This is a genomic window from Mycobacterium sp. IDUB_37 (assembly GCF_055419245.1).
The window spans coordinates 287,147-307,674 of the sequence record NZ_JBVAXG010000004.1 but is presented as its reverse complement, the minus strand read 5'-3'; the positions used below and the strand labels follow the sequence as shown (position 1 = coordinate 307,674).

The window sequence follows — 20,528 nt, the reverse complement described above, 5'->3', positions numbered from 1 at the left end:
TCGGCCCCGCCGAGCATTCACCAGCGCGCCCCCGCGCTACGGGGGCCGCCGCGGACCACGTGCCGCCGGCACCCTAAAAGGATTGGAGTACAACACGTTTGGGAGCACGAGGCGGGATCCCGACGCGCACGGCCGGGTGGGCTTCAGCAGACGCCGCTGGGAATGCCGCGGGTGGGCTGAGTTTCCTGGGTGGGCATGTCCTGCGGGAACGGCACCCGATAGGGAATCGATGTCTTCGTCGTCGTACCCAATACCGCGTTGGGAACGCACTGGGGCAGTTTCGGCAACGCCTTGAGAGCAGGGTGATCCAAATAAGGTCGCGACGGGTTCGGCGGGACCGCGAAGTTGAACGTCGAAGTCATATTGCCCACCGTCGCGTTTCGCCAGGGGGTGAGGTTGGGCACCGGCACACCGAAGCGAGTGCTGATCAATTTCAACGTCGAGGTGTGGTCGAAGGTGTCGTGCACCATCAGCGGTCCGCGACTGAACGGAGAGATGACAAAGCATGGGACGCGGAAGCCCAGGCCGATCGGCCCGCGGATACCGCCGGACCCTGGCACCGAGTTGATGTCCGGAACGGTCACGTACTCACCGGGCTCATTCGGATTGGGCGGTGTCGGCGGGACCACGTGGTCGAAGAAGCCGCCGTTCTCGTCGTAGTTGACGATGAGCGCGGTCTTCTCCCAGACCGCCGGGTTGGACAGCAGAATCCGCAGCACGTCGACAATTCCGACGGCACCGATCGAGACGGGAAATGCGGGGTGCTCCGAAAGCAGGAAGCCGGGTGACGGCTGCGTCTTCCAGGTTTTCCGGCATGATGCGCCAGCTGTAGTGCTACAGCGGTTGAATATTCGGCTCCACCAGCACCGGCCCACCATGGGTACCGTCCGGGTCGATGGTGGCACTCATCCAATACAGACGATTGGGTGTGGTTCCGCCCAACAGTGAACAGAAGTAGCCGTCGCAGATCGTGAACGTGTCGGCCAGCAGATGATGGATGGGGATGTCGGCGCGGGTGTAGTAACCCATCGTCACCGGTGTGTTGCCCTGCACCGAACTGTGCACGGCCTGCGCGGGCAGCCAGCCGTTGTTCAGACCGTTGTTCCAGGATTGATGCATGCCGGTCCAGCTGTGGTCCGGGTCGTTGACACATTCGCCGGCTACCAGGGGGCCCCTGGTGGTGTCGAAGCGGAACGGCAACGTGGTCCCCACGGCGTCATTCACCTGGGTGGCCGGGTTCCAACCCTTTTGCTGGAAGACTCCCGCCAACGCACCGGGGTCCTGGAAACCGCGGGTGCCGGACAGCGTGCCGAAGTAGTGGTCGTAGGACCGGTTCTCCTGCATCAACAACACAATGTGTTCGATGTCGGTCAAATGCCCACTGCAGGGACCGGCCCCGTAAGCCTTCTCGATGACCGGACCAGCCAGATCCAAAAAGGCCCCGGCGGTGCCGGCGGCGGCGGCCTTGGCCAAGAATTGCCTGCGGGTCATCCCGTCGACTCGGTTTTCGCTACCCACACGCCCTCCTTCCAGAGTTCCCCCGCCATTTCTCGCTCACCGTATAGTTGTGGCTCCATTCAGCCCCGGCGGGAAGACGGCGTGTCCTGCTCAAATAATGTTTGCCAGGCGCCGGGTTAGCGGCTCGCAATTGGCATGAATATTTGCCAGCGAAGAAAGGATTGAACGCTGAAGTCATGTCGCCCACCACGCCGTCGCGCCAGGCGGACAAGTTGGGAACAGGCACGCCGAACCGGGTGCGAATCAGTTTCAGCTGCGAGGTGTGGTCGAAAGTTTGACTGGCCATCATTGCGCCTCGACTGAACGGCGAGATAACCAGGCATGGGACGCGGAAGCCGAGGCCGAGTGGACCGCGGATCCCCCCGGACCCGGACACCGAGTTGATGTCCGGCACGGTCACATACTCTCCGGGCGTCCCGGCAGGGGCCGTCGGCGGTGTCACATGGTCGAAGAACCCGCCGTTTTCGTCGTAGCTGACGATCAGCGCGGTCTTTTCCCACACCGCGGGATTGGACAGCAGAATCCGAAGCGCCGTCACCATCGCCACCGCACCGAGCGCCACCGGTAGAGCCGGGTGTTCGGACTGGATGAAATTCGGCACCAGCCAAGACACCTTGGGCAACCTGTTGTTTCTGACGTCGGAGGCGAAGTCCTGGGGGTACCTGGGTGCGATCCCGTAGCGGGACAGGTTCGACCGCGGATCACCGGACTGCTTGAACGCCTGGACGAGTCCGCTGTTGCTGATCGGCGAATTGATGAAGATGCCGGCGTCTTTGTTCTGGTAGACCTTCCAGCTGACTCCGGCGTCTTCGAGGTTCTCCGGCATGATGCGCCAGCTGTACTGGTGTAGCGGCAGGAACCCCGGCTCGACCAGCTGCGGTCCACCATTGGTGCCCGCCGGGTCGTTCCATGCACTGAGCCAGAAGAGCCGGTTGGGCAAAGTACCGGTGAGCAGCGAGCAGTGGTACCCATCGCAAAGGGTGAACGTGTCCGCCAACAAATAGTGAATCGGAATGTCTTTGCGCGTGTAATAACCCATCGTCATGGGGACGTAGGGTCCGGTGCGCGTATCCGCCTGCCCCGGTAACCAATTGTCGTTAGCGCCGTTGTTCCAGGAGTGGTGCATCGCCGCCCACTGATGCTCGGGGTCGTTGACGCACTCACCGTCCAACAGCGGGCCACGCGTGGTGTCGAGGCGAAAGGGAATGGTGGTGCCCGACGGGTCCAGCGCCTGACTTGTCGGGCTCCAGCCCTTTTGCTGGAACGCAGGCGACGGGTCGTTGAAGCCCTTGGTTCCGGACAAGGTGCCGAAGTAATGATCGAAGGAGCGGTTCTCCTGCATTAATAAAACGATGTGCTCGATATCGGTCAAATGGCCGGAGCAAGGTCCAGCCCCGTAAGCCTTCTCGATAACGGGGGCGGCAATATCGGTCAGCAACGCTGCGGCACCGGCACCCGTGAGCTTTGCCATAAACTCTCGACGCGACATTCCCCGCAAGGGGTTTTCGATCACTTCCTCTGCTTTCCTACCCCCAATTGAGATCACGGTGCTGTCACGACGCTCGTCAACCGCGAAACACGAACCGGCGTGTCGTGAGCGGATTCTGGCCGAGCAGCAAACCCAATCGCAGCCCCTAACGGCGACACCGAACGAATTGTCAACCAAACCGCCCAAGCCTGGATTCAGATCAAACTGCAGTCACCTGAAAGCGCCGCGGCGACTTCGCTCTGGCCCGTCAAAATTCGTGGAGACCGCGGCCTACCCCGGCCTGCGGCGGGCTTTGCTCAAGCCCATCCGACCAGTCCCGCACTGATGCCGCGCGGTGGACGACACCACATGCTCAAGACCGCTCCGCCCGCGCGCCCATTCGCTCCGGCCGCGCTCAAAATGGCCTAAATCGGGTGCCAGTGAAAAAATTTGAAAAATTTATCTAATCCCACATTCCTAATGAATCCCACATAGAGCCATTTCCGGACGTGGTCTCTACGCCTGCCACGCACGCATTGTGCGAGTTCAGCGGGCCTTCGGCCAGTTCTGTGCCGAGCGGCAGAGGCTCCGGCCTTCTTATTGGCGCGCCAGAAATGATTGGCGATGCGAATTACGCCCTTGTAATAGGAAAATCGGTGCTCCGAAATGGGTTCCGCAGCGCGCATCTGCCGTTGTAGCGTCCGTTTCCATGTGGCTCACGGTGCTGGTGTTATCTCTTGTGGCGACCGCAGACCCAGTGCGGATCGGCGTCAGCGTCGTTCTGACATCACGACCCCGAGCACTCGGCGCACTGGTCTCGTTCTGGCTCGGCGGCATCTCAATCAGCATTGTCATCGCAGCGGGCGTGCTGTTCGGTGTTCGTGACTCCGCGCTCGCCGTGATGCATCGAGTACAACTCGCCACTGCGACCTCCACCGCCGGCCACATCCAGATCGGGATGGGCGTGCTGGCACTTCTGATCGGTGCGGTCGCCGTCGGCCGCCGGGCACGACTCGGCATGCCTGGCGCCCCGGCAACCGCGCTGCCGGGACGGACCCCGATCATGTTGAGCTCGACTGTCTCCCGTATGTCGACACGCGCCCACGACGCGCTACAGGCCAGACCTCTGGGAGTGGCGTTCGCGCTTGGTTTCGGGATGTTGGTGGACTTCCGGTTCCTCGCGGCGCTCGCAGCGATCTTGGCCTCGGGCGTGGCGGTGGGCCAGCAGATCGGCGCGGCCAGCTTGTACGCCCTGATCGCACTGGCCTTTGTCGAGGTCCCACTGATCAGCCGACTCGCTGCCCCGGCCAGGACCGATCAGCTCATGTCAGCGGTGAATCAGTGGGTCAAGGCCCGGCGGCAGCAGGTGTTCGCCCTTGTGGTCGGCCTGCTCGGGGTGTTCCTGATGAGCCGCGGGCTTGGACACATCTGACCGTTCGCGCGGGCGGGGACGTGTGAAGGCGCCGCTGTCGCGCAAGCACCAACGCGAAGAGCGCGGGCTCTGCACCATTTCTGGTGCAGAGCCCGCGCCCTCGATCAGCCAATTTTGAAGGTGGCCCCGATTTATCCGACGCCGGACCGCGGGATCACGCTCGGCCGGTTCTGGGTCACGTGGGGGTTTGCGCCACCACGGCCCATCATGCCGCCGGGCATACCACCACCCGCACCGGCACCGCCGCCCATCGGCATCGGCATCATCGGCATACCGCCACCGCCGGCACCGGCGGCCTGAGCCGCTTGCGCCATTTCCGCGGCGTTGGCGCCGAGGCCCGACATCGCGGCGCTCGACATTCCCTTCGGCACCGAACCCTGCCAGGTCGGCGGAACCGACATGGCACCGACCAGGCGGGCATTCCCCATGCTGCCGCCCATGCCGGCACCGAGACCGGCACCGCCCATTCCCTTCAGCGGGTTGACGTCGCTAGCCAGCGTCGGCATCGCCGCCAGGTCCGCCGCCGAAGTGGCACCGGCCAGTCCAGCCGAACCTGCGCCGCCCATCTGGCCCAGCTGCATCATCGGCCCGATCAGCATGCTGGCCGGCATCGCCGCCCCTTGCACGAGGGACATCGCCGACTCGAGAGGCAAGCTGGATGCCGCTGCCTGGACAGCGGTAACCGCGCCGGGAGCCACCGAGAGCACACCCGACATCAGCGGGCTCACACTTGCGGTTGCGTTGCTCGCCATCCCACCGATCGACGCGGCCAGGCCGGCAAGATCAACCGGCGGCACCGAGAACGGCGTCAAGCTCTCCGCCACCGCCGTCGCGCCGCCGTGGTAGCCCACCATGGCGGCGACGTCCTGTGCCCACATTTCGACGTAGTCGAACTCGTTGGCGAAGATCGCCGGAGTGTTGAAGCCAAAGAAGTTCGTGGCGATCAGCGTCGACAGCGACACGCGATTGGCCGCCACCGCCGCGGGGTGCACGGTCCCGGTCAAGGCCGCTTCGAAAGCAGTCGCCGCGGCGCGCGCCTGGCCGGCCGCCAACTGCGCCTGCGACGCTGCCGAGCTCAACCAACCGACATACGGAGTGGCCGCAGCCGCCATCGATGCCGATGCCGGACCCGCCCAGGGCCCACTGGCCAATCCGATGATCACCGAGTCGAACGACGACGCAGAGGCTGCCAGATCGGCTGCGAGACCCTCCCACGCCGTCGCGGCGACATGCAGCGGACCCGAGCCTGCCCCGGCAAAGATCCGCGCCGAGTTGATCTCCGGCGGCAACCACGCAAAGTCTAAAATCATCGTCTCCCCAAACCTGCCAGCCGCGTGTACGGCGCCAACAATTCCTCGATCACTACGACTCGAAACGCGAGCCAGCCCACGGCTGGATCATCGTAAATCAAACCCACACCTAAAGTCTGGATCTTTAGAAAAATCTCAACTTCAGGTATTCGCGCGTGGAATCGACGTTGTTACTCAATCAGTATATTCGATCGCCGGCATGCCCCGGGCACGAATAACACACTTCGTTGTGTGCAGAATCTGCCTATCCGATTCCGGTCCGCGGAATCACGCTCGGGCGGTTCTGGGTTACGTGGGGGTTTGCGCCGCCGCGGCCCATCATGCCGCCCGGCATACCACCGCCCGCACCGGCACCGCCGCCCATCGGCATCGGCATCATGCCCATTCCCGAACCGCCGGCACCCTGTGCCATCGCCGCAGCGCTGGGCATGGAGCCCATTCCCGCCAGAGCCGCGCTGGACATGCCCTTCGGCACCGAACCCTGCCAAGTCGGGGGTACCGACATAGCGCCTACCAGGTGGGCTTTGCCGAGGTCACCGGCCATGCCGCCACCAAGACCGGCACCACCCAAACCCTTCAGCGCCGGCGCGGTGTCACCTACGAACTTGGGCACGTCGGCCAGTCCCTCGGTGGCGCTGGCCAATCCCGCCGAACCGACACCGGCCGTCTGACCCAACTGCATCATCGGTCCGATCAGCATGCTGGCCGGCATCGCCCCGGCCTGCGCCAACGACAACGCCGTCTGGATCGGCAGGCCGGCAGCCAAGCCCTGCACGCCGGCGACCAGTGCCGCGCTCGCGGCCAACCCGCCCTCCGCCAAGGGACTCACTGCCAACGACGCACTGTTGGCCAAGCCGGCCACTCCGGCACCAAACTGCGATACCAAGTCGGTGCCCGACATCAAACTCAGTGCTGGGAGGCTGAAAGGCGTCAAACTTTCGGCCACTGCGGTCGCACCGGACTGGTAGCCGAGCATGGCACTCACGTCTTGTGCCCACATCTCGACGTAGTCGGATTCGTTGGAGAAAATCGCCGGCGTGTTCAAACCCAGGAAATTCGACTGGACCAACGACAGAAACGACAGCCGATTCGATACCACGGCCGCGGGATGCACCGTCGCGGTCAACGCAGTCTCAAAAGCCGTCGCCGCCGCCCGGGCCTGACCGGCCGCCATCTGCGCCTGCGCCGCCGCCGCAGTCAGCCAACCCACATATGGCGTGGCGGAGGCCGCCATCGCAGCCGACGCCGGACCTGCCCACGGCCCACCGGCCAACCCGATGATCACCGAGTCAAAGGACGAGGCCGAGGCCGCCAAGTCCGAGGCCAAGCTCTCCCACGCCGTCGCCGCCCCATGCAACGGACCCGACCCAGCTCCCGAGAAGATTCGCGCCGAGTTGATCTCCGGCGGCAACCACGAGAACCCTGGAATCATCACATCCCCCAACCGAGCGTGCCGCTTGCGCGGCTCCAACCAGTCACCTCGACGACCCGTAAACGAGCCAGTCCATGGCCGGATAGTAAAACAGACCGACCACAATTGTCTGTAGTTGGCGGCAATCTGACCCGATGAATTTGCTAAGTGATGGCCTGCGGCCTGTGCACAACCAGACGACTGTCCGGTGAGCTGTCGACAAATTGGACATGACAGCCTTTTTGCTTTCACCACGCAACTCGGTCAGAAGAAGCCCTTGAAGAGCCCGGAAAGCCCGTTGCCCGACACAAACAGGCCTGAACTTCCGATTCCGGACACAAAGAGGCCGGAAGCCAAGAAGCCGGCGATGAAGTATCCGGCGTTGTCGTGGGACGCGTTGTAGATGCCGGCGTTCGCATAACCCGAGTTGAGGATGCCCGAGCTACCCCCCAGGGCTGGGATCAGCAGGGTGCTGGTGTTGACGTATCCCGAGTTACCGACTCCGACGTTCTGCCAGCCGGAATTTCCGAAGCTCGAGGGGTCGTTGTGGCCGAAGCCGGAATTGCCGGTGCCGACATTGTCAAAGCCCGAATTAGGGCCGGCTTGAGTGACACCGCTGAAGAATCCGGTGTTCAGATTTCCGGCGTCGAACCCGCCGGTGTTGGTGTTGCCCGCATTGGCGATACCGGTGTTCACGTCGCCCGCGTTGCCGAAGCCCGAATTGACGTTGCCGGCATTGAGGAAGCCGGTATTGACGTTGCCCGAATTTCCGAAACTCGTGTTCGAGTTGCCGGAGTTGAAACTGCCGAAGTTAGAATTGCCGGAGTCGAAGAGGCCGAAGTTGCCGTATCCGCCGTTCAGGGCACCCGTGTTGGTGCTGCCACCGTTCCAGAAGCCCGTGTTGACGCTGCCGGCGTTGCCGAAGCCGAAGTTACCGACTCCTGAGTTGCCGAATCCGACGTTGCCGGTCCCCGAGTTGAAGAAGCCGACATTTCCAGTTCCGGAGTTACCGAAACCGACGTTGCCGCTACCGGTGTTGAGGGCGCCGATGCCGAATTGGTTGTTGCCCGTCAGGCCGAAACCGATGTTGTTGTTACCGGTGTTGCCGAAGCCGTAATTCCCGGCGCCGGTGTTGCCGAACCCGAAGTTGCTACTTCCGAAGTTCCCGCTGCCGAAGTTACTGCTGCCGTTGTTCCCATTGCCGAGGTTGCCATTGCCGACGTTGCCGCTGCCGAGGTTGGCGGCGCCGACATTGCCGCTGCCGAAGTTCTGATTGCCGATGTTGCCGCTGCCGAGATTCTGGTTGCCGGTGTTGCCGCTGCCCAGGTTCTGGTGCCCGGTGTTGCCGCCGCCCAGATTGGTGTTCCCCTGGTTGCCGCTGCCGAAGTTGGTGCCGCCGATATTGCCGGTGCCCAGGTTGGTGTTACCGATATTTCCGCTGCCCAGATTCGTGTCACCGATATTTCCGCTGCCCAGATTGAGAGATCCGATATTCCCTAGGCCGAGGTTGATCCCCTGCAGCGAGGCGGGTATGTCGCTGGCAGCCTGAGCGGCTGCAGCGGCGGGCAGGCCCTGCAGTGCGCCATGAAACGACGTCCAAGACTCTGAAGCCCAGGACTCTAACGACCCAACGGCCGCCGAAACACCACCGTGATAGCCGGCCATTGCCGCTACATCAGCAGCCCAGAACTCCTCATAAACACCCTCAGCAGCCGCAATCGCCGGCGCATTCTGACCAAACAAATTCGACAACACCAACTGCACAAACACATTCCGATTAGCAGCAACCGCCAACGGTTGAACCACCGCCGCCCGCGCCGCCTCGAACGCACTCACCACCGCATTCGCCTGCTTCGCCGCCCCCGCAGCACGAGCCGACGCCGCACTCAACCACCCCGCATACGGCGCCGCCGCCGCCGTCATCGCCGCCGCCGCCGGACCCTGCCACGCCTGACCAGTCAAACCAGTCGTCACCGCAGCAAACGACTCCGCCGCCACCCCCAACTCCTGCGCCAACCCCGACCACGCCGACGCCGCCGCCAACATCGGCCCCGACCCAGCCCCAGAAAACATCCGCAACGAATTGATCTCCGGCGGCAACACCGAAAAATTCATCTGTCACCTCTCAGCAATGTGCGGCTAGCGGAAGAAACCCGATTGTCCGGAGCCTGAATTGGATCCGCCGGAGTTGTTGTCGCCCGAGTTCACCAGGCCAGAGCTGTTGTTCCCGCTGTTCGAGTAACCGGCGAGGAAATTGCCGGAGTTGGAGAAACCAGCGTTGTAGGTGCCCAGGTTGCCGAAACCGGAGTTGCGGCTCGGAATCATGGCCGGACCGGCGTTCGAGTAGCCCGAGTTATCGATGCCGGTGTTGTAGAACCCGGAGTTGCCGCTGCCATTGGGGTCGCTGTTGCCCCAGCCCGAGTTGCCGGTCCCGAGGTTTCCGAATCCAGAGTTCGCACCGGGTTGGTCAACCGCGCTGAAGAAGCCGGTGTTGACGTTGCCGGCGTTGAATCCACCGGTATTGGTGTCGCCGCCGTTGAAGAAGCCGGTGTTGACGTTGCCGGCGTTGAAGAACCCGGTGTTGGAGTCGCCCCCGTTCGCGAAGCCGGTGTTTCCCGCACCTGAATTCCCGAAACCGGTGTTCTGGAAGCCGGCGTTGAAGCTTCCGCTGTTGTTGTTGCCGGCGTCGAAGAGGCCGAAGTTGCCGCTGCCGGCGCTGCCGATGCCGGTGTTGAAGTTTCCCGAGTGCCAGAAGCCGGTGTTGAAGTTGCCCGCGTTGCTGAAGCCCGTGTTGCCGTTGCCCGAATTGAAGAAACCAGAGTTGCCGTTGCCCGAATTGAAGAAGCCGACATTGTTGTTGCCCGAGTTGAACAGACCGATGTTGCCGACGCCCGCATTGAGCGAACCGAACCCGCACTGTCCGTCACCGGTAAGCCCGATGCCGATGTTGTTGCTGCCTCGGTTCCCGAATCCGATGTTCCCGCTGCCGAGGTTTCCGAAGCCGAAGTTGGTACCGCCGAGGTTGCCACTACCGAAGTTGAAGTCGCCGACGTTGCCGCTGCCGATGGAGAAGTCGCCGAGGTTGCCGCTGCCGATATCGATGGTGCCGAAGTTGCCACTGCCGAAGTTCAGGCTGCCGATGTTGCCGCTACCCAGGTTGCCGGCACCGAAGTTCCCGCTGCCGAGGTTGTAGTCGCCGGTATTGCCGATACTGAAGTTTCCGGTGCCGATGTTCCCGCTACCCAGGTTGAGGCTGCCGAAATTGCCGCTGCCGATGTTCCAGTTGCCGAAATTGCCGCTGCCCAGCAGGTTGCCGTTACCGAAGTTGCCGCTACCCAGATTGAGACTGCCGATGTTGCCCTGACCCAGGTTGAGCATGAAGTCGGAGAGTTCCTGCGACGGCGCCGCCGTCGCGGCTGCCAGCGGCGCGACTGCTTGCGTCGACAGCCCCTGCAGTGCGCCCTGAAAAGATGAAGCCCAGGATTCCAGTGCTTCGGCGGCCGCCGAAACACCACCGTGATAGCCGGCCATTGCCGCTACATCAGCAGCCCAGAACTCCTCATAAACACCCTCAGCAGCCGCAATCGCCGGCGCATTCTGACCAAACAAATTCGACAACACCAACTGCACAAACACATTCCGATTAGCAGCAACCGCCAACGGATGAACCACCGCCGCCCGCGCCGCCTCGAACGCACTCACCACCGCATTCGCCTGCCCCGCCGCCCCCGCAGCGCGAGCCGATGCCGCACTCAACCACCCCGCATACGGCGCCGCCGCCGCCGTCATCGCCGCCGCCGCCGGACCCTGCCACGCCTGACCAGTCAAACCGGTCGTCACCGCAGCAAACGACTCCGCCGCCACCCCCAACTCCCGCGCCAACCCCGACCACGCCGACGCCGCCGCCAACATCGGCCCCGACCCAGCCCCAGAAAACATCCGCAACGAATTGATCTCCGGCGGCAACACCGAAAAATTCATCAGAAACGTGCCTCCTCTTCCCGGGTTATTCTCAACCACCCGGCCAGGTGTTACCGAAAGCGACACCCGAAACAATCACCGGCCATTCATGACAACTCAGCAACCAATGGGTTTCGCGTCTTCGGGTCGACCCGACATCATCACCTAGCGACCCTAGGCCTACCACCGGCCGAAACCCCGGATTTCACGCACGATGCACCGTGTCGCCCTGACTTGCGGTGAAGGATTCTTGGTTACATCATTGGGTGCGATTATCGCGGGCTCGAATGGCGGCGCCGAACAACCGGTCTAAATGCTGAATTGAGGCCGGCCAGCAAACTGTGACTATCGAGAGTGGCCCTACCGCCGAGCCTGATCTTTGAATGATGAGTCGCTGAAGTGCCCGCATGACGGCCCAGCATGTCTCGGCTTTCCGGATGCACGGTGATGCACTGTTCGGCGATATGTATTTCGCAGTCCGGGTGCCGTCGGTGGCCCACCGCCATGGCGTGAGATCAGACGGTCCCACCGGGTCCACCGGTGCCACCTGAGCCGCCGGCACCAGGATTGCCGACGCCGCCATATGGCCCGCCGGCGCCGCCGGGCAGACCGGCACCACCCGGGACAACTGGGTTCCCGATGCGGTCGCCGCCGGTGCCACCGGCCCCGCCGTTGCCGCCAGGTCCGCCCGAAGTGGGGGGAAAGACCGCGCCGACGCCGCCCTGGCCGCCTGTGCCGCCGTTTCCACCGTTGCCGCCTGCAGCAGTGCCGTCGCCGCCGTCGCCACCTCGGCCGCCAAAACCGCCGGATTCCTGGGCCAAGGCTTTGCCGCCGTCCGCGCCATTACCGCCAACCCCGCCGGTGCTCCCGATTCCACCCTCACCACCCGCGCCGCCGTTGCCACCGGCAGTGGCCTTGCCGCCGAAGCTGACATTGCCACCCTTGCCGCCGTCACCACCGGTGCCGCCGACGCCTTGACCGCCCGTAGCACCGGTCGCGGCCTGGCCACCGGATCCGGTCCCGCCGGTCCCGCCGGTCCCGCCGGTCCCGCCGATGCCACCTTGGCCGCCCTTACCCCCATTGCCCCAGTTGACATCCCTGGCCACATCGCCATCGCCGCCGGCTCCACCGGTCCCGCCAGTGCCGCCGATCCCGCCTGCCCCACCCGCTCCACCCTCGCCGTCCGCGCCTGTTTGGCCCGAGGCCGCGAGCGCCTTTCCGCCGGCGCCGCCATTACCGCCGGTTCCGCCAGTCCTGCCGATACCGCCGGTTCCGCCGGTTCCGCCGTCTGTCCCATCTCCGTTCGGCAGCTGGAAGCCCCATTTTCCAGCGGTTCCCGTCACACCGGTGTCGCCGGCGCCGCCGACCCCACCAACGCCCCCGTTGCCACCTACGCCACCGTTGCCCGCATTGGTTCCGCCGGTTCCGCCAATTCCGCCGGTGCCGCCGTTGCCGCTTGCGCCGCTGGTGCCGTTGCCTCCGACGCCGCCCACGCCGCCACTCCCGCCGTTGCCGACGGAACCGCCCTTGCCGCCATTTCCGCCGTCGCCGCCGTTGGAGCCTGTGCCGCTTCCGCTGGTTGTGCCGGCACCACCGGCGCCGCCTTTTCCGCCGTTGCCACCACTGGTCGGAGTGGCGCCAGCCTTCCCGGTGGTGCCAGGAGTGGAGCCGTCGCCGCCGACCCCGCCTTTGCCACCCGCGCCGGGGTCACCACCGTTACCACCGTTCCCACCCGCTTCAGCGCCACCGCCCACTACCGACAAGCCGGTCTGGCCATTGCCGCCGTTGCCGCCGGATCCTCCTGATCCGCCGTCACCCCCGGCCCCACCGGCGCCGCGGGTACCTACATGGCCTCCCGGGGCCGGCGCGGCGCCGCCGGCGCCACCATGACCGCCATCGCCACCGGAACCGCCGGGACGACCATTGCCGCCGTCGGTGCCGGCAGCGCCCCAGCCAATGGGGGTCCCGCCCTTCGATCCGTTGAGGCCGGATCCGCCGGTGCCGCCCGCCCCGCCGGTTCCGCCTTCACCTCCGTTTCCGGCAATGGATCCGCCGGAACCGCCCGCTCCGCCGGCGCCGCCGGACCCGCCGTCCGTGCCGGGGGCGCCGGGGACGGGCAGTCCTGCAGTACCCGCGCCGCCGGTGCCGCCTTTGCCGCCGTTGCCAACCGATCCGGCGTTGCCACCGTTACCGCCCGACCCGCCTCCCTGAGAGGCGGAATTACTGGATCCCCCGGCACCGCCGTCGCCGCCGTTGCCGCCGCTGGTCGGGGTGTCGCCAACCTTGCCGTTGGCCCCGACGATTGAACCGTCGCCGCCGGTCCCACCTTGGCCACCCGCGCCGGCGTTACCACCGTCGCCGCCGTTACCACCCGCCAGAGCGCCCTTGGCCATGAGCTCGGCCGCTGCGCCGTTGCCGCCATTGCCTCCGGTTCCGCCCGTCCCACCCTGACCCCCAGCGCCGCCGGCGCCCCGATTGCCGGCCTGGCCCGCCGGCGCAGCGCCTGCCGCACCGCCCTGACCACCGTTGCCACCGGTCCCGCCGGTCCCGCCGTCGCCACCCTTTGTGCCATTGGCTCCGAAGCCGACGCCATCGTCGCCCTTGCTGCCGACGGCACCCAGCCCGCCCTTGCCGCCTATCCCGCCGGCACCGCCGTCGCCGCCGCTGCCTGCGCTGGCCCCGCCGGACCCGCCGGACCCACCGGCGCCGCCGTGCCCGCCATTGACCGCGGCGCCGCTGACGGTCGTGCCCGCCTGGCCGGCGCCGCCGTTGCCACCGGAACCACCACTACCGACCGAACCGCCGTTGCCACCGTTCCCACCGGCACCGCCGGTCTGCCCAATGGTCAGGCCCGCGCCACCGGTTCCGGCGTCGCCGCCGTTGCCACCGCTGCCGCCATTGCCGCCGCTGTTTGGGGTCGCGCCTGCCGCGCCGTGCCAGCCGTTGCCGAACAGCCCGCCGGAACCGCCAGAACCGCCAGTGCCTCGATTGCCGCCGTCCCCGCCGTTGCCGCCGTTCCCCGATATTCCGCCGTTGACGCCTTGGCCACCCGTGCCACCGCCAGCGGCATCGCCGCCGGTGCCGCCTTGCCCACCGACCCCGCCCGGGCCGAATATCATCCCGCCGCTTCCTCCGACGCCACCCACGCCCGCGGCGCCGCCACTTCCGCCGTTGCCGCCGTTACCGCCGTGCGCCGCCGCTGGGGCGGCGTTACTGGCGTTCGCGGCACTGCCTGCACTGCCACCGATTCCGCCGCCGGCGCCCTGTCCGCCGACACCACCTACGCCGAACAAACCTGCTTTGCCACCGCTGCCGCCCACACCGCCAGCCCCTCCGCTACCACCGTCGCCACCGTTGCCGCCATCGCCGTTCTGTTGCAGGCTGCGCCCGTCCATGCCGATGCCGCCGTGGCCGCCGACGGCACCACTCCCGCCGGTGCCACCGTCACCTAATAGCAGCCCGCCATTGCCGCCCGCACCACCCGCACCGCCGACGCCGCCGATCCCGCCTGCCTCGCCATTGTCGGAGGTGATTCCTCCGTTGCCGCCCACCCCACCGAGACCGCCGCCTCCGCCTGCGCCGCCGGTGCCCACAAGTCCGGCGCTGCCACCGGCCCCACCGACCCCGCCCGCGCCGCCATTGTTGAGACCGAAGCCGAAGTCAACGCCGCCACCACCATTGCCGGCGTTCCCGCCGAGGCCACCATTGCCGAACACCCAAGCTCTGCCACCGACACCGCCGTTGCCGCCCGTACCGCCCCGGATCCCGTCCATCCCGAGCGCGCCGGCGCCACCGTGTCCGCCGGTGCCGCCGTCGCCGAACAACCAACCGCCGTTACCGCCGCTCCCACCTGCCGCGCCGTTGGCTCCGGGGATGATGAGGGGCGAATTGCCGGAGGCACCGGTCCCACCGCGACCTCCATTGCCGATCAATCCGGCGTTTCCACCGTTGCCGCCCACCTGGTCGGTGCCAGACGCGCCGGCGGCGCCATTGCCACCGTTGCCCCACAGCAACCCGCCGTCGCCGCCGTTGCCGCCCGGGGTTGTCGCGTTGGCGCCGTCACCGATTAATCCGCGCCCGAACAACGCCTGGGTGGGCGCGTTGATGACACCGAGAGCACCTTGCTCGAAATCCTGCAACACCGACGAGGTGTTGAACGCCTCTGCCCGTGCGTACGAACCGCCGGCGCCCGTCAACGCTTGGGCGAACTGTTGATAGTGCGCCGCCAGTTGGGCGTCGATCGCCTGATAGGCCTGGCCGTACCCGGAGAACAGCAACGCCACCGCTGTCGACACCTCATCAGCGCCCGCCGCCGCCAGGGCGGTCGTGGAGACCGCCGCGGTCATGCTCGCCTGGTTGACTGAAGAACCGATACCGGCAAGCTGTCTGGCAGCCTGCGCCAAGGCATCCGGCGTGGCAGTCAAGAACGACATGGTGGGTCCTATCGACGGATCGGCGCGAAGGGCTCAGCCACAGCTATTTGCCGAGCCGAATTGCTTTCCCGAATTTGGCAGCGGGTTAGCCCAAATAGTTGCGCCCAGAAAGACAAATTGTTCGAGATTCACTGAACTCGGTGCACTCTGCCCAACGCCCTGTGCAACTTGCACATCGCTTGCCGCACTGGCTATTTCCGCGGTCGGTCAGGATCGCCGACATCGACGATGCCGCTGAAGAGGAGATGCGCCGGAGTAGCGGGGCCACGGATGAGAATGGCGGCGCGACCGGACGCACCGCTCTCAATAGCCGACTCTCAGGCGCCCTTGAGGCGCACAGCCAGATAGTCAGCGACGTTGTCGATGGTGACCCGGGTCTGCGTCATGGCGTCACGGTCCCGCACGGTGACGGCATTGTCCTCGAGCGAGTCGAAGTCAACCGTCACGCAGAACGGGGTACCGATCTCGTCCTGGCGCCGATAGCGTCTGCCGATGGCGCCGGCGTCGTCGAACTCGATGTTCCAGGACTTGCGCAGTTCGGCAGCGAGGTCCCGGGCCTTCGGGCTCAGGTCGGCGTGCCGGGACAGCGGCAGCACCGCGGCCTTGACCGGCGCCAGGCGCGAGTCCAGTCGCAGTACGGTGCGCTTGTCGACTCCGCCTTTGGCGTTCGGTGCTTCGTCCTCGTGGTACGCGTCGACCAGGAAAGCCATGAACGATCTCGTCAGCCCGGCCGCGGGTTCGATGACGTAGGGCACGTAACGGGTGTCGCTGGCCTGGTCGTAGTAAGACAGGTCTACGCCGGAATGCTTTGAGTGCGTCGACAGGTCGAAGTTGGTGCGGTTGGCGATGCCCTCCAGTTCACCCCAACCGCTGCCGGCGAAGCCGAACTTGTACTCGATGTCGGTGGTGCCGTCGGAATAGTGCGACAGCTTCTCCTTGGGGTGCTCGAAAAGGCGCAGGTTGTCCCGCTCTATGCCGAGGTCGACGTACCACTGCAGCCGGGTATCGATCCAGTACTGGTGCCACTCCTTGGCCGTCGACGGCTCGACGAAGAACTCCATCTCCATCTGCTCGAACTCGCGGGTGCGGAAGATGAAGTTGCCCGGGGTGATCTCGTTACGGAAGCTCTTACCGATCTGGCCGATGCCGAACGGCGGCTTCTTGCGGGACGTCGTCACGACGTTCGCGAAGTTGACGAAGATGCCCTGCGCGGTCTCGGGCCGCAGGTAATGCATGCCCTCCTCGGTCTCGATCGGCCCGAGGTAGGTCTTGAGCATCATGTTGAAGTCGCGCGGCTCTGTCCACTGCCCTTTGGTTCCACAGTCGGGGCAGACGATGTCGGACATCGGCACGTCGTCGGGATTGCCGCCCTTCTTGGCCACGAAGGCTTCCTGCATATGGTCCTGGCGGTGCCGCTTGTGGCAGTTCAGGCACTCCACCAGTGGGTCGTTGAACACCTCGACGTGGCCGGAGGCCACCCACACCTGCCGCGGCAGGATGATCGACGAGTCCAGCCCCACCACGTCGTCGCGGCCGGTGACGACGGTGCGCCACCACTGCTTCTTGATGTTCTCCTTGAGCTCAACGCCCAGCGGCCCGTAGTCCCACGCCGACTTTGTGCCGCCGTAGATTTCGCCCGAGGGAAAGACGAAGCCCCGTCGTTTGGCCAGGTTGACTACGGTGTCGATGACGGACGCCACGGGGCGTGTGCTCCCTTCGGAGGTTTCGGCAGACGAGCAGCGTTGACCGCGACCCGCAAAACATCAGTCATGGTAGCGACCATTGCCCTGCTCTTTGACATGCATCATCATGCATGTGACAGTGGAGGGCAGCGACGCCCTGCCCCTAACCGGCAAGCGCGCGCGACCCAACGCCGGACTCCAAAAGGTGGTGACTCTCTACGGTGACATCGCCGTCGACCCCGACCGCCGCCGATGACGACTTCATCGGTCATCACGAGCACGTCCCCGATGTTTTCGCCGATCACCCCGAGTACCCGGCTCCGCCGTCGCGGGAAATTCTCGACGCCGCCGGCGAGTTGCTGCGGGCACTGGCCGCCCCGGTGCGCATCGCCATCGTGCTGCAGTTGCGCGAATCCCAGCGCTGCGTTCATGAACTGGTCGATGCGCTGGGGGTGCCGCAACCGCTGGTCAGTCAGCACCTCAAGATCCTGAAGGCGGCCAGCGTGGTCTCCGGGGAACGTTCGGGCCGCGAGGTTCTGTACCGGCTCGCTGACCATCACCTCGCACACATCGTGGTCGACGCGGTGGCGCATGCGAGCGAGGACACCCATTGAGTACCGAAGGCACCGCGGTCCGCTCCACCCGACAGCGAGCAGCCATCTCGTCTCTGCTGGAAACGCTCGACGAATTCCGTTCCGCCCAGGACCTGCACGACGAGTTGCGCCGTCGCGGCGAGAACATCGGCCTGACCACCGTCTATCGCACGCTGCAGTCGATGGCTACCGCAGGAATGGTCGACACGCTGCGCACCGACACCGGCGAATCGGTCTACCGCAGATGCTCGGACCACCACCACCATCACCTGGTCTGCCGTAGTTGCGGGTCCACCATCGAGGTGGGCGACCACGAGGTCGAGGCGTGGGCGGCAGAAGTTGCCACCAAATACGGATACTCCGACGTCAGCCACACGATCGAGATCTTCGGCACCTGCTCGGAGTGCCGCTGATTCGGCGTTGAACCCGCGAGCGTGAAACCAGCTTCCCGTTCGGCGCGATTCAGGTGGTCAATTCGTCGCGGATCCGGGCGCCCGCATCGAGCACCAACAGGATCAGGGTGCGCAGTGCGTCATCGGTCAGCCCCTCGCCGGGGAAGTTGTAGCGCAGCATCACGTCGATAGTTTTGGCCGCCCCTTTGCCGGAATTGCGCTGCGCACTCTTGTCCGCGACCTTCTCGACCGTGGTGACCGAGCCGAAATTCAGTTCCCGCGCCTGCCTGGCCACCTGTTCGCTGATTTTCTTGGTCAGCGGCAGATCCCAGCCCAGAATCTGCGTCAGTGATACCAGGTCGAGGTCTTCGACGATGTGCACCACCCGCAGCGAGGCGATGGTGCCGCTGTGCCGGACCGTGAGCGCTCCGTCAGGCTCCTCCTCGACGGCCAGGACGTCGCTAAGGATCTGGGTGAGCCGCTGCTGCAGGGTGGTCACTAGGCGCTGCCAAATCGTCGGTTGCGGGACGCGTATTCCTCGCAGGCCGCCCACAGGTCGCGGCGGTCGTAGTCCGGCCACAGCTTGTCCTGGAAGACGTACTCGGCGTAGGCCGCCTGCCACAACATGAAGTTGCTGGACCGGTGCTCCCCTGACGTGCGCAGAAACAGGTCGACGTCGGGGATGTCCGGTCGCTGCATGTGGCGGGAGATCGTGGACTCATTGATCCGGTTGGGGTTGAGCTTGCCGGACGCAGCCTCGATGGCGATCCTTCGGGTGGCCTCGGCGATCTCGGTGCGGCCGCCGTAGTTGACGCAGTAGTTGATGGTGATGACGTCGTTGTTCTTCGTCACTTCTTCCGCGATCGCCAATTCGTTGATGACGCTGCGCCACAGGCGCGGCGCGGAGCCCACCCACCGGATCTTGACGCCCATCAGGTTCAGGATCTCCCGACGTCGTCGCACTACATCACGGTTGAAGCCCATCAGGAAGCGGACTTCCTCGGCCGAACGCTTCCAGTTCTCGGTGGAGAAGGCGTAGAGGCTGAGCCACTTGATGCCGAGTTCGACCGCCCCGCAAGCGATGTCGATCACCACCGCCTCGCCCATCTTGTGGCCGTCGGTGCGGCGCAGCCCGCGTTGGGTGGCCCAGCGGCCGTTGCCGTCCATCACGATGGCGACATGGTTGGGCAACTGGGCAGCGGGAATCCGCGGCGCGACCGCTTTCGAGGTGTGTTGCGGAGGTCGACGCGGTCCCCCGTCCGGCGCCGGGGGCAGCTCCGGAAACTCGACTGGCCACGTCGACGTATCGGGAAACATCGGGTAGTCGTCGGGAGCGGGGGGTAGCTGCGGGAAGTCGGTGGACTTCAGCTTTTGTTCGGCCCTTTTAGCCACACTCGGTATCCTGCCCGATCAGCCCGGCACGAAGGTCGGCGACCGTGCGATCAACGTGATAGACCCGCTCGACCAGTGGCAGCGTTTTGAGCTGCCGTTCCAGGTGCCATTGCAGGTGTGCCGCCACCAATCCGCTGGCATAGCTGCGATGCGACTGCTGGGACCGCTCGGCGGCCTCCCAATCGCCGTCGTGCAACGCGGTCATCAGATCCAGCACGCCCAGCGGCGGTGTGGTCGCTCCGGCCGGACGGCAGTGCGTACAGACGCTCCCCCCGGCGGCGATGTGAAACGCACGATGCGGACCGGGCGTGGCGCAGCGAGCACACTCCGTCAGCGACGGCGCCCAACCGGCGGTGCCCATAGCCCGCAGTAGGTAAGCGTCCAGCAGCAGATCGCGAGGCCGGCGCCCGTCAGCCACCGCCCGCAGCGCACCCACCGTGAGCCGGTGCAGGGCCGGGGCGGGCGCCCTTTCCTCGCCGGCGAGACGCTCGGCGGTTTCCAGCATCGCGCAACCGCAGGTGTACCTGCCGTAGTCGCTGACGATGTCGGTGGCGAACGCGTCGATCGAGACAACCTGGGTGACGATGTCGAGGTTTCGGCCGGGGTGCAGCTGCGCATCGATGTGCGCAAACGGCTCCAGGCGCGCGCCGAATTTGCTGCGAGTGCGCCGCACTCCTTTGGCCACCGCACGGACCAGCCCGTGTTCACGAGTCAGCAGGGTGACGATCCGGTCGGCTTCGCCGAGTTTGTGCTGACGCAGCACAACAGCCCGGTCTCGATACAGCCGCATCACCCCAATGTTAGTGGCGACCCGCTGCGCCCGGCTGCGCCGCGCTGGCGATCGCCACGGGACTTATCGGTGGCGACCCGCTGCGCCCGGCTGCGCCGCGCTGGCGATCGCCACGGGACTTATCGGTGGCGACCCGCTGCGCCCGGC

The 20,528-nt window shown here is 65.6% G+C and carries 14 protein-coding genes and 1 pseudogene; 4 read left to right on the top strand and 11 right to left on the bottom strand.

The genetic code is table 11. The annotated features are described in order from the left end of the window. Positions 1-143: 143 nt before the first annotated feature. Positions 144-1,491: pseudogene (locus ACZY1I_RS15720) on the bottom strand (phospholipase C). A 19-nt stretch (positions 1,492-1,510) separates the two neighbouring features. Further along, positions 1,511-3,007 carry a phospholipase C gene (locus tag ACZY1I_RS15715; RefSeq protein WP_463755736.1) on the bottom strand — a complete coding sequence of 499 codons (1,497 nt, stop codon included), beginning with the start codon at positions 3,005-3,007 and terminating at the stop codon, positions 1,511-1,513. A 688-nt stretch (positions 3,008-3,695) separates the two neighbouring features. Between ACZY1I_RS15715 and ACZY1I_RS15710 the strand changes: the two genes are divergently transcribed. Continuing rightward, complete coding sequence (locus tag ACZY1I_RS15710; protein ID WP_463755370.1) at positions 3,696-4,418, top strand: GAP family protein; 723 nt, start codon at positions 3,696-3,698, stop codon at positions 4,416-4,418. Between the two features lie 131 nt (positions 4,419-4,549). On the opposite strand, the gene ACZY1I_RS15705 is transcribed toward ACZY1I_RS15710, so the two are convergent. The 6 genes from ACZY1I_RS15705 to ACZY1I_RS15680 all read right to left on the bottom strand — a co-directional run bounded on the left by ACZY1I_RS15705 (position 4,550) and on the right by ACZY1I_RS15680 (position 17,232). Further along, positions 4,550-5,728, bottom strand: coding sequence for a PPE family protein (locus ACZY1I_RS15705; protein WP_463755369.1), 1,179 nt, complete (start codon positions 5,726-5,728; stop codon positions 4,550-4,552). 244 nt (positions 5,729-5,972) lie between these two features. Continuing rightward, on the bottom strand, positions 5,973-7,160 hold the full coding sequence (locus tag ACZY1I_RS15700) for a PPE family protein (RefSeq protein WP_463755735.1): 1,188 nt from the start codon (positions 7,158-7,160) through the stop codon (positions 5,973-5,975). Between the two features lie 243 nt (positions 7,161-7,403). Further along, entirely contained in the window at positions 7,404-9,254 is a 1,851-nt protein-coding gene (locus ACZY1I_RS15695; RefSeq protein ID WP_463755368.1) for a PPE domain-containing protein, read from the bottom strand. Between the two features lie 24 nt (positions 9,255-9,278). Next, a complete protein-coding gene (locus ACZY1I_RS15690) occupies positions 9,279-11,120 on the bottom strand; it encodes a PPE family protein (RefSeq protein WP_463755367.1) in 1,842 nt (613 codons plus the stop codon). A gap of 494 nt (positions 11,121-11,614) precedes the next feature. Then, a complete protein-coding gene (locus tag ACZY1I_RS15685; RefSeq protein ID WP_463755366.1) occupies positions 11,615-15,532 on the bottom strand; it encodes a PE family protein in 3,918 nt (1,305 codons plus the stop codon). Between the two features lie 317 nt (positions 15,533-15,849). Next, positions 15,850-17,232 carry a glycine--tRNA ligase gene (locus ACZY1I_RS15680; protein WP_463755365.1) on the bottom strand — a complete coding sequence of 461 codons (1,383 nt, stop codon included), beginning with the start codon at positions 17,230-17,232 and terminating at the stop codon, positions 15,850-15,852. Between the two features lie 109 nt (positions 17,233-17,341). Here ACZY1I_RS15680 and ACZY1I_RS15675 point away from each other — a divergent pair, with 109 nt between their 5' ends. From ACZY1I_RS15675 to ACZY1I_RS15665, 3 genes are read left to right on the top strand one after another with little or no spacing between them, the layout of a single operon-like run. Further along, entirely contained in the window at positions 17,342-17,470 is a 129-nt protein-coding gene (locus ACZY1I_RS15675; RefSeq protein ID WP_463755364.1) for a hypothetical protein, read from the top strand. After that, entirely contained in the window at positions 17,436-17,828 is a 393-nt protein-coding gene (locus ACZY1I_RS15670) for an ArsR/SmtB family transcription factor (RefSeq protein ID WP_463755363.1), read from the top strand. Before ACZY1I_RS15675 ends, ACZY1I_RS15670 begins: the two co-directional genes overlap by 35 nt. Continuing rightward, a complete protein-coding gene (locus tag ACZY1I_RS15665) occupies positions 17,825-18,220 on the top strand; it encodes a Fur family transcriptional regulator (RefSeq protein WP_463755362.1) in 396 nt (131 codons plus the stop codon). The genes ACZY1I_RS15670 and ACZY1I_RS15665 overlap by 4 nt, the downstream gene beginning before the upstream one ends. A 49-nt stretch (positions 18,221-18,269) precedes the next feature. On the opposite strand, the gene ACZY1I_RS15660 is transcribed toward ACZY1I_RS15665, so the two are convergent. From ACZY1I_RS15660 to recO, 3 genes are read right to left on the bottom strand one after another with little or no spacing between them, the layout of a single operon-like run. After that, a complete protein-coding gene (locus ACZY1I_RS15660; RefSeq protein ID WP_463755361.1) occupies positions 18,270-18,698 on the bottom strand; it encodes a hypothetical protein in 429 nt (142 codons plus the stop codon). Beyond that, entirely contained in the window at positions 18,698-19,591 is an 894-nt protein-coding gene (locus ACZY1I_RS15655) for a decaprenyl diphosphate synthase (protein WP_463755360.1), read from the bottom strand. Before ACZY1I_RS15655 ends, ACZY1I_RS15660 begins: the two co-directional genes overlap by 1 nt. Continuing rightward, positions 19,584-20,381: a DNA repair protein RecO gene (gene recO, locus ACZY1I_RS15650; protein ID WP_463755359.1), complete on the bottom strand. Its 798-nt coding sequence runs from the start codon at positions 20,379-20,381 to the stop codon at positions 19,584-19,586. Before recO ends, ACZY1I_RS15655 begins: the two co-directional genes overlap by 8 nt. Between the last annotated feature and the right edge of the window lie 147 nt (positions 20,382-20,528).